This is a genomic window from Kitasatospora sp. NPDC006697 (assembly GCF_042869935.1).
Classification (GTDB): domain Bacteria; phylum Actinomycetota; class Actinomycetes; order Streptomycetales; family Streptomycetaceae; genus Kitasatospora.
In genome coordinates this window covers 136467-153240 of record NZ_JBIAGU010000015.1, presented here as the reverse complement: position 1 = coordinate 153240, position 16774 = coordinate 136467, and the positions used below count along the sequence as shown (strand labels likewise).

The following is a 16774-nucleotide window of genomic DNA, read 5'->3' as shown; positions in this document are numbered from 1 at the left end:
GAGAAGGGGAGGAGAGCCGTGGATCACGCGCTGTACGGGCGGTTCCTGCGCGGACTCGCCAAGTCGGCCGAGCGCCCCGCGGTGCTGGCCGGCGGCAGCGGCCTGAGCTACCAGGAGCTGCACGAGCGCGCCCTGCTGCTGGCCGGCTCGCTGCTGGCCGCGCTGCCGGCCCGGCCCGCGGCGGTCGGCGTGCTGGCGGGCAAGGGGCTGACGGCCTACCCGTCGCTGCTGGCCGGCCTCTACACCGGGTGCACCGTGGTCCCGCTGCAGCCGGGCTTCCCGGCCGCCCGGACCCGGCAGATGATCGAGGCGAGCGGGGTCGCCGCGCTGGTCGCCGACGACGACGCGCTGCCGGCCCTGGCCGCGCTGCACGCCGAGGGCGTCGACCTCCCGGTGCTCTTCGCCCCCGGCGGCCAACCCCAGCCGGCCGTACCCGTGCTGGTGCGGCGGGCGCTGGGCGCGCCGGTGCCGGTGCGCGCCGAGGACACCGCCTACGTGCTCTTCACCTCCGGCTCGACCGGCCGCCCCAAGGGCGTTCCGGTCACCCACGCCAACACCCGGCACTACTTCGGACTGCTGGACGAGCGCTACGACTTCGGCCCCGAGGACGTCTTCACCCAGAACTTCGACCTCAACTTCGACTGCGCCGTCTTCGACCTGTTCTGCGCCTGGGGAGCGGGTGCCACGCTGGCCGTGCCGCCGCCGCAGGCCTACCGGGACATGCCCCGGTTCCTCGCCGAGCACGGCGTGACGGTCTGGTTCTCCACCCCCAGCGCCATCGCGCTGGTGCGGCGAACCGGCGGTCTGCGGCCCGCCGCGATGCCCTCGCTGCGCTGGAGCTTCTTCGCCGGCGAGGCGCTGAGCTGCCGGGACGCGGGCGACTGGCGGGCCGCGGCGCCGGAGTCGGTGCTGGAGAACCTGTACGGCCCGACCGAGTTGACCATCACCGTCGCCGTCCACCGCTGGGCGGGCGAGGACGCGCCCAACGGCATGGTGCCGACCGGCGCCGTGCACCCGGGGCACGCCGTGCTGCTGCTCGGCCCCGGCGGCGAGGAGAGCGCCACCGAAGGTGAACTCTGCATCGCCGGACCCCAGCTGACCGCCGGCTACCTGGACCCGGCCGACGACGCGGGACGGTTCTTCGAGCGCTACGGCCGCCGGTTCTACCGCACCGGGGACCGGGTGCGGCGGGCCGCCGGCGGCGAACTGCTCTACCTGGGCCGGGACGACGCCCAGGTGCAGGTGCTCGGGGTGCGGGTGGAGCTGGCCGAGGTGGACGCCGCGGTGCGCGGCTGCCCGGGCGTGCAGGACGCCGTCACCGTCGCCGTGCCCGCCCGGGGCTCGGTGGAGCTGGTGGTCTTCCACACCGGCGAGCCGGTGCCGGCGGCCCGGCTGGCCCGCGAGCTGCGCGCGGTGCTGCCCGCCGCCGTGATCCCCAGACGCTACTGCCACGTGGCCGAGTTCCCGCTGAACCCCAACCGGAAGATCGACCGCAAGCAACTCGCCGCCCAGGCGGCTCCGCCAGCCGAGTGAGGCTCACCATGGAGAGGACGGACACACACCGTGAGTCGTAACGCGATACCGCAGGCCGGGCAGGCCGTGCTGGTGCACGGAGTGCTCGACGAGGCGACGGCCGAGGCCGCGCCCGGCGCCATCGCGGTCGGCGACCGGGACGGGCGCTGGACCTACCGGGAGTTGAGCGCCCACAGCCACGCCGTCAACGCCTGGCTGGACGCCCGCGGGGTCCGGGCCGGCGACCGGGTGCTGGTCCAACTGCCCAGCAACCGCGCCCTGGTGGCGCTGCTCTACGGCACCGCGCGGCGCGGCGCGGTGCTGGTGCCGCTCAACCCGGGCATGAAGGAGTACCACCTGCGCTCGGTGCTCGCCAACGCCGAGCCCCGGCTGGTGATCGTCGCCGACGAGGCGGCGCCGCGGGTGGCCGGCCTCTCCCCGGCCGAGGTGCTGCCGTTCGGCGAGGCCTGGTCCGAGGTGACCGCACTGCACGAGGCGGGCGCCCGGCCGGCCGAGCAGCCGGTGGACCCCGACGAGGTCGCCGTGCTGGTCTACACCTCCGGCAGCACCGCGGCGCCCAAGGGGGTGATCTGCCCGCACCGCCAGATGGTCTTCGCCTCCCGCGCGATCAACCGGGAACTCGGCTACCGCCCCGACGACGTGGTGTTCTGCCGGTTCCCGATCTCCTGGGACTACGGCCTCTACAAGGTCCTGCTGGCCGCCCTCGGCCGCAGCGAACTGGTGCTCGCCGACACCGACTCCGACCTGGTGCTGCTGCGGCGTATCCGGGAGAGCGGCGCCACCGTGGTGCCGATCGTGCCCTCGCTGGCCGCGATGATCTGCTCGCTGGCCGAACGCGAGCCGGCCGCCGCCTCCAAGGTGCGGATGTTCACCAACACCGGTGCCGCGCTGCCCAAGGCCACCGCCGACGCGCTGCGCGCGGCCTTCCCAGGCGCCGAGGTGATCCGCCAGTTCGGCCAGACCGAGTGCAAGCGGATCTCGGTGCTGCCACCGGAGTTCGAGGACAGCAAGCCCACCTCGGTGGGCCGCCCGCTGCCCGGCACCCGGGTGCTGATCCTGGACGAGCAGGGCGACGAGCTGCCCACCGGCGAGGCCGGCGAGATCGTGGTGGAGGGCCCGCACGTGATGCCCGGCTACTGGCGGGCGCCCGAACTCACCGCCAAGGCCTTCAGGACCGACCCGGTGAGCGGGCAACGGCGGCTGCACACCGGCGACTTCGGCAGCGTCGACGAGGACGGCTTCCTCTACTACGAGGGCCGCCGGGACGACATGTTCAAGCGCAAGGGCGTGCGGATGAGCACCATCGAGATCGAGGCCGCCGCCATGGACATCCCCGGCGTGCAGGCCGCCGCCGTGCTGCCGCCGGTCGAGGGCCGCGACCTGGCGGTCTGCGTGGTCGGCGAGCTGGCCCCGCACACGGTGCTGCGCGAGCTGTCGCTGCGGCTGGAGCCGGCCAAGGTGCCGGGCCTGTGCCGGGTGGTCGACGAACTGCCGCTCACCCTGCACGGCAAGCACGAGCGCCGCAAGCTCGCCCTGCTCTTCGAAGGGAGCACCCCGTGACCGGCCACACCGACCTCGCCAAGCGCTTCGGCACCCCGTGCTACGTCTACGATCTGGACCGGATCGCGGCCGCCCGCGGTGACCTGTTCGACGCGCTGCCCGAGCAGGTCGAGCTGTTCTACGCGGCCAAGGCCAACCCGCACCCCGAACTGCTGCGCGAGCTGCGGTCCGGCCGGGGGCGGCACTGCCGGGCGGAGATCAGCTCCACCGGCGAGCTGGCCGCGGTGCTGGCCGCCGGGTACCCCGGGGCCGACATCCTCTACACCGGCCCCGGCAAGACCGACGGCGAGCTGACCGAGGCGCTGGCCGCCGGGGTGCGGCACTTCTCGGTGGAGTCGCTGGGCGACCTGCGCAACATCGGCGCCGCCGCCACCCGGCTGGGCGTCGTCGCCCGCTGCCTGCTGCGGGTCAACAGCGCCGGCGCCAGCGCCACCTCGAGCATCCGGATGACCGGCGTGCCCTCCCAGTTCGGCTTCGACAGCGAGACCCTGCCCGAAGTGCGCGAGCAGCTGTTCGACGTGCCGGGCACCGAGGTGGTGGGCGCGCACTTCTTCCCGCTCAGCAACGCCAAGGACGAGGCCAGCCTGATCGGCGAGTTCCGGCACACCATCGGGACGGCGGCCCGGGTACAGGCCGAACTCGGCACCCGGTTCCGGTTCGTGGACATCGGCGGCGGCTTCTCGGTGCCGTACGCCGTCCGCGGCCCCCGGCCGGTCTACCGGGAGCTGCGGGCCGCGCTGGCCGAGGCGCTGGACGAGTCCTTCCCCGGCTGGCGCAGCGGTGAGGTGCGGATCGCCGTCGAGTCCGGGCGCTACCTGGTCGGCGACAGCGGCACCCTGGTGGTCGGCGTGGTCAACCTCAAGGAGAGCCGCGGGCGCCGCTTCGTCATCCTGGACGGCGGGATCAACACCTTCGGCGGCATGTCGGGCCTGGGCCGGATCATGCCGGTCTCGGTCCGGCTGGACGAGGAGGGAATCCCGCTGGCGCAGATCGCCAGCCTGGTCGGCCCGCTCTGCACCCCGGGCGACGTGCTCGGCCGCGACATCGAACTGCCCGCGCTGGCCCCGGGCGACGTGGTGAGCATCCCCAACGCGGGCGCCTACGGGCCGACCGCCAGCCTGCTGATGTTCCTCGGCCGCCCCGCCCCGACCGAGATCCTGGTCCGCGGCGAGGAACTGGTCTCGGTCTCCCGGATCGAGCACCACCGCGCCTACCAGCTCGGCGAGCAGCTGTGAGCCCGCTGCCGGCCCAGGCCGCGCCCAACCGGACGGTGGTCGTCGCGGGCGGCACCTCCGACTCGCACACCTGGAACCTGGTCTTCCTGCAACTGCTGCTGGAGGAGCTGGGGTTCGAGGTGGTCAACCTCGGCCCGTGCGTGCCCACCGAGCTGCTGGTGGACGAGTGCCTGGCCCGCCGCCCGGCGCTGCTGGTGGTCAGCAGCGTCAACGGGCACGGCTACCAGGACGGCATCCGGATGATCGGCAAGCTGCGCGAACGGGCCGAGCTGGACTCCGTCCCGGCCGTGATCGGCGGCAAGCTGGGCATCTCGGGCGCCCAGAGCACCGAGCAGCTGGCCGAGTTGGCGGCCGCCGGCTACGACGCGGTCTTCGACGACGGGGCGGAGGGAATCGCGTCCTTCCGGCGGCTGCTCGACTCGCTCCCGCAGCGGGTGCTGACGTGAGCGGGGGCGGGTTCGGCGCATTCGTCCGCCGGGCGCGGCAGGCCGGCGAACTCGTGGTGCAGCCCCGGATGGGGATGAGCGATCCGGCGCAGATGCGGGCCGGACTGCTGGCCACCAAGGGTGCCGCCGGGCGCACGGTCGGAACCGTCACCCTGGACAGCTACACCCGGGTGAACGACCTGGAGTCCGCCGAACTCGCCCTGCTGGAAGGCGTACCGCTCAACGGCTACCCGATCGTCAGCCACGACCTGCGGACCACCAGGCAGGTGCTGGACGGCATCCACGGCGCCGAGTTCCCGGTGCAGGTGCGGCACGGCTCGGCCGCGCCGCTGGACATCTTCCGGGCGCTGATGGCCGTCGGCCTGGACGCCTCCGAGGGCGGACCGGTCTCCTACTGCCTGCCCTACGGGCGGATCCCGCTGCACCAGTCGATGGCCAACTGGGAACGCTCCTGCGAGCTCTTCAGCCGGCTGCGCGAACTCGGCCTGGAACCGCACCTGGAGACCTTCGGCGGCTGCATGCTCGGCCAACTCTGCCCGCCCAGCCAGCTGGTGGCGATCAGCGCGCTGGAGGCGCTGTTCTTCCACCAGCACGGGCTGCGCTCCATCTCGGCCAGCTACGCCCAGCAGACCCACCGGCAGCAGGACATGGAGGCGGTCTTCGCGCTGCGCCGGCTCTGCGCCGAGCTGCTGCCCGGCGCCGACTGGCACGTGGTCGTCTACGCCTACATGGGCGTCTACCCGACCACCCCGCGCGGCTCGCTGGCGCTGCTCGGCGAGGCGGCCGAACTGGCCGCCGCCACCGGCTCGGAGCGGCTGATCGTGAAGACCGTCGCCGAGTCGGTGCGGATCCCGACCGTCGCGGAGAACGTCGACGCGCTGGAGCACGCGGCCGCCCGGGCGGCCCGCACCGCGCGGATCGCCGACGACGGCGCCGACTCGCAGACCTACGCCGAGGCCGCGGCCCTGGTCGCCGCCGTGCTCGACCTGGACGCCGACGTCGGCCGGGCGATGCTGCTGGCGTTCCGCCGCGGCTACCTGGACATCCCGTACTGCCTGCACCCCGACAACCAGGGGCGCACCCGCAGCTACCTGGACCGGGAGGGCCGGCTGCGCTGGGCGGACACCGGACGGCTGCCGCTGGCCGGGGTGGTGGCGGCCGGGACGTCGCACAGCGTCACCTCCGGCGAGTTGCTGGCGGCGCTGTCCTACCTGCGCTGGAAGTACGACGAGGACGCGATCACCGCCGGGACGGGCCGCGCGCTCCCCGGCAGCACGGGCTGAGCCGGACCGGCCCCCGGATAACTGTTCGAGCTTGGCCGACTGTGGGAGATCCGCGGATGAACGAGGCACGTTCCGATTCAGACCTGGCCCGGCTGCTGGCCGCCGCCGCGCCCTCGGAGCACCGGAGGCTGGTCCTCGACCTGGTGCGCGACACCGCCCTGGCGGCGCTCCGGGCCGCCCGCCCGGAGGCGCCCGACACCCTGGACCCCGCGCAGGCCTTCACCGCGCTCGGCTTCGACTCGCTGGCCTCCGTCGACCTCCAGGCCCGCCTGGTCGCCGCCACCGGCCTGGCGCTGCCGGTCACCGTGGTCTACGACTGCCCGACCCCCGCCGCGCTGGCCGAGCGGCTGCTCACCGAGGCGCTGGGCGAGCCGGCCGCAGCGCCCGAGCCGGCCGCCGGGCCCGGTGCCGCCGACGAGCCGATCGCCATCGTCGGCATCGGCTGCCGCTTCGCCGGCGGCCTCGACTCCCCGGAGGCGCTCTGGCAACTGCTGCGCGAGGGCGGCGAGGTGCTCTCCGCCTTCCCCGAGGACCGCGGCTGGGACCTGGACCGGATGTTCGACGAGGACCCGGACACCCCCGGCAGCAGCTACGTCCGCAGCGGCGGCTTCCTGGACACGGCCACCGGGTTCGACGCCGAGTTCTTCGGCATCAGCCCCCGCGAGGCGCTGGCCATGGACCCCCAGCAGCGGGTGGTGCTGGAGACCGCCTGGCAGGCCCTGGAGCACGCCGGCGTCGACCCGCTGGCGCTGCGCGGCACCGAGGCCGGGATGTTCTTCGGCGCCGAGGTGCAGGAGTACGGCCCCCGCCTGCACGAGGCCCCCGACGGCCTGGACGCCTACCTGATGACCGGCAACGCGCCCAGCGTGATCGCCGGCCGGGTCGCCTACGTGCTCGGCGCCACCGGCCCCGCCGTCACCGTGGACACCGCCTGCTCGGCCTCGCTGGTCGCGATCCACCTGGCCTGCCAGTCGCTGCGGGCGGGCGAGTCCTCGCTGGCGCTGGCCGGCGGCGTCGCCGTGCTCGGCGGGCCCGGCGTCTTCACCGCCTTCAGCCGCCAGCGCGGCCTGGCCCCCGACGGCCGCTGCAAGGCCTTCGCCGCCGCCGCGGACGGTACCGGCTTCGCCGAGGGCGCCGGCGTGCTGGTCCTGGAGCGGCTCTCCGAGGCCGAGCGCAACGGGCACCGGGTGCTCGCCCTGGTGCGCGGCTCCGCCGTCAACCAGGACGGCGCCTCCAACGGGCTCACCGCCCCCAGCGGCAGCTCGCAGCGGCGGCTGATCCGGCAGGCGCTGGCCAACGCCGGCCTGCGGGCCGCCGAGGTGGACGCCGTCGACGCGCACGGCACCGGCACCACGCTCGGCGACCCGATCGAGGCCGGCGCCCTGATCGCCGCCTACGGCCAGGACCGGCCCGCCGACGCGCCGCTGCTGATCGGCTCCGCCAAGTCCAACCTCGGCCACACCCAGGGCGCGGCCGGCGTGGCCGGGGTGATCAAGATGGTGCTCGCCATGCGGCACGGCTATCTGCCGAAGAGCCTGCACATCGACGCCCCCAGCCCGCACGTCGACTGGGCGGCCGGCGCCGTCGAGCTGCTCACCGAGGGGCGGCCCTGGCCGGAGACCGGCGCGCCGCGCCGGGCCGGCGTCTCCTCCTTCGGCGTCAGCGGCACCAACGCGCACGTGGTGCTGGAGCACCAGCCCGAGCCCGAGCCGGCCGCCGGCGACGCCCCGTCCGGGGTGCTGCCCTTCGTGCTGTCGGCCCGCGGCGAGCAGGCGCTGCGGCGGCGGGCCGCCGATCTGCTGCCGCTGCTGGACCGGGAGGGGCTGAGGCTCGCCGACCTCGCCCACTCGCTGGCCACCACCCGGGCCGGGCTGAGCCACCGCGCGGCGATCGCCGCCGAGGACCGCGCCGAGCTGCGGGCCGGCCTGACCGCGATCGCCGCCGGAGCGGTCCCCGCCGGCTCGGCCGGCGCCGGCAAGCTCGCCTTCCTCTTCACCGGCCAGGGCAGCCAGCGGCTCGCGATGGGCCGTCAACTGCTGGCCGCCGAACCGGTCTTCGCCGAGGCCCTGGCCAAGGCCTGCGGCTACCTCGACCTGCAGCTCGACCGGCCGCTCACCGAGGTGCTGTTCGCCGCCGAAGGCACGCCCGCGGCCGAGCTGCTGCACCGCACCGAGTACGCCCAGCCGGCGCTCTTCGCGATCGAGGTCGCGCTCTTCCGGCTGGCCGAGAGCTGGGGCCTGCGCCCCGACTACCTGGCCGGGCACTCGATCGGCGAGCTGGCCGCCGCGCACGTGGCCGGGGTGCTCACCCTGGAGGACGCCGCCATCCTGGTCGCCGCGCGCGGGCGGCTGATGCAGGCGCTGCCGGCCGGCGGTGCGATGGCCGCCGTGCAGGCCGCCGAGGCCGAGGTGGCGCCGCTGCTCACCGCGCGGGTCGGGATCGCGGCCGTCAACGGCCCCCGCTCGGTGGTCCTCTCCGGGGAGGAGCAGGAGGTGCTGCGGATCGCGGCGGCCTTCGGCAAGTCCAAGCGGCTCAAGGTCAGCCACGCCTTCCACTCGCCGCTGATGGCGCCGGTGCTCGCCGAGTTCCGCCGGATCGCCAGGGTGCTGGACTACGCCGCGCCGAAGATCCCGATCGTCTCCACCGTCACCGGCGAGCTCTGCGGGGAGCGGATCGCCACCCCCGAGTACTGGGTGGAGCACATCGCCGCGCAGGTGCGGTTCGCGGCGGCGGTGGAGTGGCTGGCCGGCGCCGGGGTGGAGACCTTCCTGGAGATCGGGCCGGACGGCGTGCTCTGCGCCATGGCCCAGGAGTGCCTGGCCGACCCGACCGCCGTGCTCGCCCCGCTGCTGCGCCGCGAGCACGGCGAGCAGCGGCAGGCGCTGCTCGCACTGACGGCCGCATACTGCAACGGCGTTGCCGTCGACTGGGACCGGTTCCACGCCGGCCGCGGCGGCCGGACCATCGACCTGCCGACCTACCCGTTCCAGCGCAAGCGGTTCTGGCTGGAGCCCGGCTCGGCCCGCGCCGACCTCGCCGACCTCGGCCAGCTCCCGGCCCACCACCCGCTGCTGGGCGCCGTGGTGGCGGTCGGCGCGGACGGTGTGGTGCTCACCGGACAGCTCTCGCTGCGGGCCCGGCCCTGGCTCGGCGACCATGTGATCGGCGGGCGGGTGCTCTTCCCCGGCACCGCCTTCGTGGAGCTGGCCGTCCGGGCCGGCGACCACGTCGGCGCGGGCGCGGTGGAGGAACTCACCCTGGGCGCACCGCTGGTGCTGCCCGCCGACGGCGGGGTCGGCATCCAGGTCGCGGTGGGCGAGCCGGACCCGGGCGGGCGCCGGCCGCTGACCATCCACTCCCGCACGGCCGACGGTCCCTGGCGCCAGCACGCCAGCGGGGCGCTGGCGCCCGCCGCCGAGCAGCCGGGGCAGCCGCCGGAGAGCTGGCCGCCGCAGGGCGCCGCGCAGATCGACCTGGCCGGCGTGTATCAGGCCCTGGCCGACCAGGGCTACGGCTACGGCCCCGCGTTCCAGGGCCTGCGGGCGGCCTGGCGGCACGGCGAGGAGGTGTACGCCGAGGTCGCGCTGCCCGAGGAACTCGCCGCTGAGGCCGCCGAGTTCGGCCTGCACCCGGCGCTGCTGGACGCCGCGCTGCACGCCGCCGACCTGGACGCCGAACCGCGCGGCGACCTGCTGGTGCCGTTCGCCTGGACCGGGGTGTCGCTGCACGCCGCCGGGGCGGCCGCCGTGCGGGTGCGGATCTCCCGGCCCGGCAAGGACACCCTCGCGCTGGACTTCGCCGACACCGCCGGCGCACCGCTGGCCACCGTGCGCGGGCTGGTCTCCCGGCCGGTCGCGGACGGCGAACTGCTCTACGCCGTGCGGCAGTCGCCGGCGGCGCTGCCGGACGGGCCGGTGGAGCCGCTGCGGACCGCCGTGCTGGACGACGCCTTGGACCGGCTCGACGGCCCGGTGCCGCAGGCCGTCGTGCTGCCGGCGGCGGCCGGCGCCGAGCCGCTGGCGGAGACCGCCCGGGTGCTGCGGGTGGTGCGGGAGTGGCTGGCCGGGGAGCGGTTCGCCGAGGCCGTGCTGGTGGTGGTCACCCCGCCGTCGGCCCTCGCCGGCGCGCCGGTGCGCGGCCTGATCCGCTCCGCGCAGGCCGAGCACCCCGGCCGGTTCGTGCTGATCGAGCACGCGGGGCTGCCCACCGAGGCCGAGCTGGCCGCCGCGCTGGCCACCGGCGAGCCGGAGCTCTCGCTGACGGAGGGTCGGTTGACGGTGCCCCGGCTGGCCGTGCTGCCACCGGCGGCGAACCCGGCGCCCGACTGGGGCACCGTGCTGATCACCGGCGGCACCGGCGGCCTGGGCGGGCTGCTGGCCCGCCACCTGGTCACCGAGCACGGCGTGCGCCGCCTGGTGCTGGCCGGCCGGCGCGACTCCGCGCCCGAACTCGCCGCCGAACTCACCGGGCTGGGCGCCGAGGTGGCCGTGGTCGGCTGCGACGTGGGCGACCGCGAGGCGGTGGCCGCGCTGCTGGCCGCCCACCCGGTCGACTCGGTGATCCACGCCGCCGGCACGGTGGCCGACGCCGTGATCGGTTCGCTCACCGAGGAGGCGCTGGCGGAGGTGTTCCGGGCCAAGGCCGACGGCGCCCGCCACCTGCACGAGCTCACCGCCGACCGGGAGTTGACGGCCTTCGTGCTCTTCTCCTCGCTCGCCGCCGTGCTCGACGGCGCCGGACAGGGCAACTACGCGGCCGCCAACGCCTACCTGGACGCGCTCGCCGAACACCGCGCCGCCCAGGGACTGCCCGCCACCGCCCTCGCCTGGGGCCTGTGGACCGGCGGGGCCGGCATGGGCGCCGCGCTGGACCGGGCCGCGCTGGACCGGATCGCCCGCTACGGGGTGCCCGGCCTGGACCCGGCCCACGCCCTGCGCCTCTTCGACGCGGCCGTGCGCACCGGCGAGCCCAGGGTGGTCCCCGTCGAGCTGGACGCCGCCGCCGTGCGCGGCCGCCCCGACGGCATCCCCGCCCTGCTCAGCGGCCTGGTCCGCCCGGTCACCCGCCGCTCCGCCGCCGCCCGCGGCAGCCAGGACCGGGCCGCCGGCAGCGCGTTGGCCGCGCTGCCCGCCGCCGAGCGGGACCGCGCCCTGCTGGAGCTGGTCCGCACCGAGGTGGCCGCCGTGCTGCGGCACGAGGGCGCGGCGGCGATCAGCCCGACCCGGGCCTTCACCGAGATCGGCTTCGACTCGCTGGCCGCCGTCGAGCTGCGCAACCGCCTCACCACGGCGACCGGGCTGCGGCTGCCCGCCACCCTGGTCTTCGACCACCCGTCACCGAAGGCGCTGGCCGCGCACCTCCGCGAGACCCTGTTCGGCGGCCCGGCCCGGCAGCAGGCCGCACCGGCACCCGCCGCCCTGAGCGAGGACCCGATCGTGATCGTCGGGATGAGCTGCCGCTACCCCGGCGGCGTCGAGTCGCCCGAGGACCTGTGGCGGGTGGTCGCCGAGGGCGTCGACACCATCGCCGAGTTCCCCGCCGACCGGGGCTGGGACACCGGGGCGATCTATGACCCGGAGCCCGGCACCCCCGGCAGGACCTACGCCCGCGAGGGCGGATTCCTCTACCGGGCCGCCGAGTTCGACGCCGACTTCTTCGGCATCAGCCCGCGCGAGGCCGTCGCGATGGACCCGCAGCAGCGCCTGCTGCTGGAGGTCTCCTGGGAGGCCTTCGAACGCGCGGGCATCGACCCGGCGGCGGTGCGGGGGAGCAGCACCGGAGTCTTCGCCGGAGTGATGTACCACGACTACGGCAGCTGGCTCGGCGCCGAACCACCCGAGGAGGTCGCCGCCTACCTCGGCAACGGCACCCTGGGCAGCGTGCTCTCCGGCCGCGTCGCCTACGCGCTCGGGCTGGAGGGCCCGGCGGTCACCGTGGACACCGCCTGCTCCTCCTCGCTGGTCACCCTGCACCTGGCCGCGCAGGCGCTGCGCGGCGGCGAGTGCTCGCTGGCGCTGGCCGGCGGGGTCACCGTGATGTCCACCCCCGACACCTTCATCGACTTCAGCCGCCAGCGCGGCCAGGCCGCCGACGGGCGCTGCAAGTCCTTCGCGGCCGCGGCGGACGGCACCGGCTGGGGCGAGGGCGTCGGCGTGCTGGTGCTGGAGCGCCGCTCGGACGCCGAGCGCAACGGGCACCGGGTGCTGGCCGTGCTGCGCGGCTCCGCGATCAACCAGGACGGCGCCTCCAACGGGCTCACCGCGCCCAACGGGCCGTCCCAGCAGCGGGTGATCCGCGCGGCGCTGGCCCAGGCCGGGCTCGGCAGCGCCGAGGTGGACGCGGTGGAGGCGCACGGCACCGGGACCACCCTGGGCGACCCGATCGAGGCGCAGGCGCTGCTCGCCACCTACGGCCGGGAGCGGCCCGCGGAACGCCCGTTGTGGCTGGGCTCGATCAAGTCCAACCTGGGCCACACCCAGGCCGCGGCGGGCGTGGCGGGCGTGATCAAGATGGTGCAGGCGATGCGGCACGGCGTGCTGCCGAAGACCCTGCACGTGGACGCCCCCTCGGACCAGGTGGACTGGACGGCGGGCGCGGTCGAACTGCTCACCGAGGCCCGCGCGTGGCCGCAGGCGAACCGGCCGCGCCGGGCGGCCGTCTCCTCCTTCGGCATCAGCGGCACCAACGCCCATGTGATCCTGGAGCAGGCGCCGCCCGCCGTGGAGACCCCGGCCGGCACCCCGCCGCCGCTGGTCGCGCTGCCGCTCTCGGCCCGCGCCCCCGAGGCGCTGGCCGCCCAGGCCGAGCGGCTGGCACCCTTGCAGGCGCCGCTGGCCGACCTGGGCCACGCGCTCGCCACCACCCGCACCGCGCACCCGCACCGCGCCGTGGTGCTGGCCGCCGGGCGGGCCGGACTCGACGCCGCCCTGGCCGCGCTGCGCGCGGGCGGCGAGGCCCCCGGGCTGGTCACCGGCACCGCCGAGGAGGGCGGCCTGGCCTACCTGTTCTCCGGCCAGGGCTCGCAACGGCCCGGCGCCGGCCGCGAGCTGTACCAGGCGTTCCCGGTCTACGCCGAGCACTTCGACCGGGCCGCCGCCCACCTGGACCCGGCGCTCGACCGGCCGCTGGCCGAGGTGGTCTTCGGCACCGACGCCGACCTGCTGGGCCGCACCGCCTACACCCAGGCCGCGCTCTTCGCCACCGAGGTGGCGCTCTTCCGGCTGCTGGAGTCCTTCGGCCTGCGCCCGGACTTCCTGGCCGGGCACTCGATCGGCGAGCTGGCCGCCGCGCACGTCAGCGGCGTCTGGTCGCTGGCCGACGCGGCCACGGCCGTGGCCGCCCGGGGCCGGCTGATGCAGGCGCTGCCCGAGGGCGGCGCGATGGTCGCGGTGCGGGCGAGCGAGGCCGAGGTGCTGCCGCTGCTGGACGGGCGGGTCGGCATCGCCGCCGTCAACGGCCCGCGCTCGGTGGTGCTCTCCGGCGACACCGAGGCCGTGCTGGCGGTGGCCGGGCGGTTCGAGCGGTCCAGGCGGCTGACCGTCTCGCACGCCTTCCACTCGCCCCGGATGGACGGCATGCTGGCCGAGTTCGGCGCCGTGCTGGCCGGGCTGGCGTACGGCGAGCCCGCCATCCCGATCGTCTCCACCCTGACCGGCCGCCCGGCGGGCGCCGCGGAGCTGGGCACGCCCGAGTACTGGGTCCGGCACGTCCGCGAGGGCGTGCGGTTCGCCGACGCCGTCACCGCGCTGGCCGGGCAGGGCGTCAGCACCTTCCTGGAGCTCGGCCCGGACGCCGTGCTGAGCGCCCTGGGCCCCGACTGCCTGCCGGAGGACTCGCCCGCGGTCTTCGCCCCCGTCGCCCGCCGGGAGAAGCCCGAGACGGCGGAGCTGCTGGGCGCGCTCGCGCTGGCCCACACCCGCGGCGCGGAGGTCGACTGGACGGCGCTGTACGGCGACTACGCCGCCCGCCCGGTCGAGCTGCCCACCTACGCCTTCCAGCACCGCCGGTTCTGGCTGGACGCCCCGGCCGCCAGGAGCGACCCCGGCAGCCTCGGCCAGGCCCCGGTGGACCACCCCCTGGTCGGCGCCGGCATCCGGCTCGCCGCCTCGGACGAGGTGGTGCTGACCGGCCGGGTCTCCCGGGCCACCCACCCGGCGCTCGCCGAGCACGCCGTGCTCGGCACCGTGCTGCTGCCCGGCACCGCGCTGGTCGACCTGGCGATCCGGGCCGGCGAGGAGCTCGGCCTGCCCGTGCTGGAGGAGCTGACCCTCCAGGCGCCGCTGCCGCTGCCCGGGTCCACGGCCGTGCAGCTCCAGGTGGCGGCCGGGCGCGACGGCGCCGTGCGGATCTTCTCCCGCCCGGCGGACGCCGGGGAGGCCGACTGGACCACCCACGCCACCGGCCGGCTCGCCGAGCCCGGCGGCGCCGCGCCCGAGCCGCCCACCCAGTGGCCGCCCGCCCAGGACACCGCGCTCGACGTCACCGGCCTCTACGCCCGGATGCGGGAGCAGGGCTACGAGTACGGCCCGGTCTTCCAGGGCGTCAAGGCCGCCTGGCGGCACGGCGAGGAGGTCTTCGCCGAGCTCGAACTCCCCGCCGCCGAACGGCCCGCCGCCGCCCGCTACGGCCTGCACCCCGCCTTGCTGGACGCCGCCCTGCACGTCAGCGCGCTGCTGGAGGAGGAGCCGGCGGACGGCAGGGTGCTGCTGCCGTTCGCCTGGAACGGCGTCCGGCTGCACTCCACCGGCGCCGCCGCCGCCCGGGTGCGGCTGACCCGGGAGGAAGGCGGCGCCCTCCGGATCGAGCTGGCGGACGCCGACGGCACCCCGCTGGCCACCGTCGACTCCTTCGTCACCCGCCCGGTGACGGCCGGTCAGCTCGGCGCCCAGCAGGACTCGCTGTTCACCGTCGAGCTGGTGCCGGGGCCGGTCGCCGGCAGCCTGGAGGGCCGGCGGGTCGCGGTGCTCGGCGCGGACGGCCTGGGCCTCGGCCTGCCCGTGCACCCGGACCTGGCCGCGCTCGGCGAGGCCGTTCCCGAGGTGGTGCTGCTGCCCGTGCCCGCGGGCCCGCAGGAGCGGGTGCCGGAGGCCGTGCGGGCCGCCCTGCGGGCCGTCCTCGCCCCCGTCCAGCAGTGGCTGGCCGAGGAGCGCTACGCCAAGGCGACGCTGGTGGTGCTGACCTCGGGCGGACTGGCGGACGCCGCCGTGCGCGGCCTGGTCCGCGCGGCGCAGGCCGAGGACCCCGGCCGGATCGTCCAGCTGGAGCTGGCGGGCGGCGACCCGCTCACCCCGGAGCTGCTGGCCGGCGCCCTGGACTCGGGCGAACCCGAACTGGTGCTGCGCGAGGGCGGCCTGCGACTGCCCCGGCTCACCCGGGCCGAGCCGCCGGCCGGCGCGGCGGACCCCGACTGGGGCACCGTGCTGATCACCGGCGGCACCGGCGGCCTGGGCGCGCTGCTGGCCCGCCACCTGGTCGCCGAGCACGGCGTGCGCAGCCTGGTGCTGGCCGGCCGCCGCGGCTCGGCCCCCGAACTCGCCGCCGAACTCACCGAACTGGGCGCGCAGGTGGCCGTGGTGGCCTGCGACGTGGCCGACCGGGCCGCCGTGGCCGCGCTGCTCGCCGCGCACCCGGTGCGGAGCATCGTGCACACCGCCGGCGTCCTGGACGACGCGCTGATCGGCTCGCTCACCCCCGAGCGGATCGACACCGTGCTCCGGCCCAAGGTGGACGGAGCCTGGCACCTGCACGAACTGACGCTCCATCAGGAGATCAGCCGGTTCGTACTCTTCTCCTCGGCGGCCGGCACCCTGGACGCCACCGGGCAGGGCAACTACGCGGCCGCCAACGTCGTCCTGGACGCCCTGGCCGCGCACCGCGCCGCCGCCGGCCTGCCCGCCACCGCCCTGGCCTGGGGCCTCTGGGCGGGCGCGGGCGGCATGGGCGGCCAGCTCGGCGCCGCCGACCTGGAGCGGATCCAGCGCTCCGGCATCGGCGCCCTGCAACCCGCCGAGGGGCTGGCCCTGTTCGACGCCGCCCTGCGCACCGGCCGCCCCGCCCTGGTCCCGGCCCGGCTGGACCTGGCGGCGCTGCGCGGGCGCGGCGAGCCGGTGCCCGCCCTGCTGCGCGCGCTGGTCCGGCCCGCCGCCCGCCGCGACCCGGCCGCCGCCACCGGCGGCGCGGCCGCCCTGCCCCAGCGCCTGGCCGCCCTGCCGCCCGCCGACCACGAGCACGCGGTGCTGGAGGCGGTCCGTGCCCAGGTGGCCGCCGTGCTCGGGCACGACGGCCCGGCCGCCGTCCAACCCCGGCGGGCCTTCACCGAGTTGGGCTTCGACTCGCTGGCCGCCGTGGAACTGCGGAACAAGCTCAACGCGGTCAGCGGCCTGCGCCTGCCCTCCACGCTGATCTTCGACTACGCCACCCCGGCCGCCCTGGCCGGCCACCTGCTGGGCCGGCTGCGCCCCGAGCCCGCCGCCCCGGCCGCCGCCCCGCCCGCCGAGGGGCCCGACGACGCCCGGGTGGCCCGGCTGCTGGCCGCCATCCCGGTCGCCGCCCTGCGCGAATCCGGGCTGCTGGACCGCCTGTTGCAGCTCTCCGGGACGCCCGCCCCGGCCGCCCCGAAGCCGGCCGGAACCGGCGACGACCGGGCCTCGGCCATCAAGGCGATGGACATCAACGACCTCATCCGCACCGCGCTCGACCGAAGCGACGCCAAGTAACC

At 76.4% G+C, this 16774-nt stretch carries 6 protein-coding genes; all 6 read left to right on the top strand.

The window, feature by feature from the left end; genetic code table 11:
- Positions 1-18 precede the first annotated feature (18 nt).
- The 6 genes from ACFYNO_RS22200 to ACFYNO_RS22175 are packed head-to-tail and all read left to right on the top strand — an operon-like array spanning position 19 to position 16772.
- Positions 19-1533, top strand: a complete 1515-nt coding sequence (locus ACFYNO_RS22200; protein ID WP_388014926.1) for an AMP-binding protein — start codon at positions 19-21, stop codon at positions 1531-1533.
- Positions 1534-1563: 30 nt separating this feature from the next.
- A complete protein-coding gene (locus tag ACFYNO_RS22195; RefSeq protein ID WP_388014923.1) occupies positions 1564-3093 on the top strand; it encodes an AMP-binding protein in 1530 nt (509 codons plus the stop codon).
- On the top strand, positions 3090-4328 hold the full coding sequence (locus ACFYNO_RS22190) for a type III PLP-dependent enzyme (RefSeq protein WP_388014920.1): 1239 nt from the start codon (positions 3090-3092) through the stop codon (positions 4326-4328). Before ACFYNO_RS22195 ends, ACFYNO_RS22190 begins: the two co-directional genes overlap by 4 nt.
- Positions 4325-4774, top strand: a complete 450-nt coding sequence (locus ACFYNO_RS22185; protein WP_388014917.1) for a cobalamin B12-binding domain-containing protein — start codon at positions 4325-4327, stop codon at positions 4772-4774. Before ACFYNO_RS22190 ends, ACFYNO_RS22185 begins: the two co-directional genes overlap by 4 nt.
- The gene (locus ACFYNO_RS22180; protein ID WP_388014914.1) at positions 4771-6057 is read left to right on the top strand and encodes a methylaspartate mutase; all 1287 of its coding nucleotides are present in this window, start codon (positions 4771-4773) and stop codon (positions 6055-6057) included. Before ACFYNO_RS22185 ends, ACFYNO_RS22180 begins: the two co-directional genes overlap by 4 nt.
- A gap of 56 nt (positions 6058-6113) precedes the next feature.
- Positions 6114-16772, top strand: coding sequence for an SDR family NAD(P)-dependent oxidoreductase (locus tag ACFYNO_RS22175; protein ID WP_388014911.1), 10659 nt, complete (start codon positions 6114-6116; stop codon positions 16770-16772).
- Positions 16773-16774 lie beyond the last annotated feature (2 nt).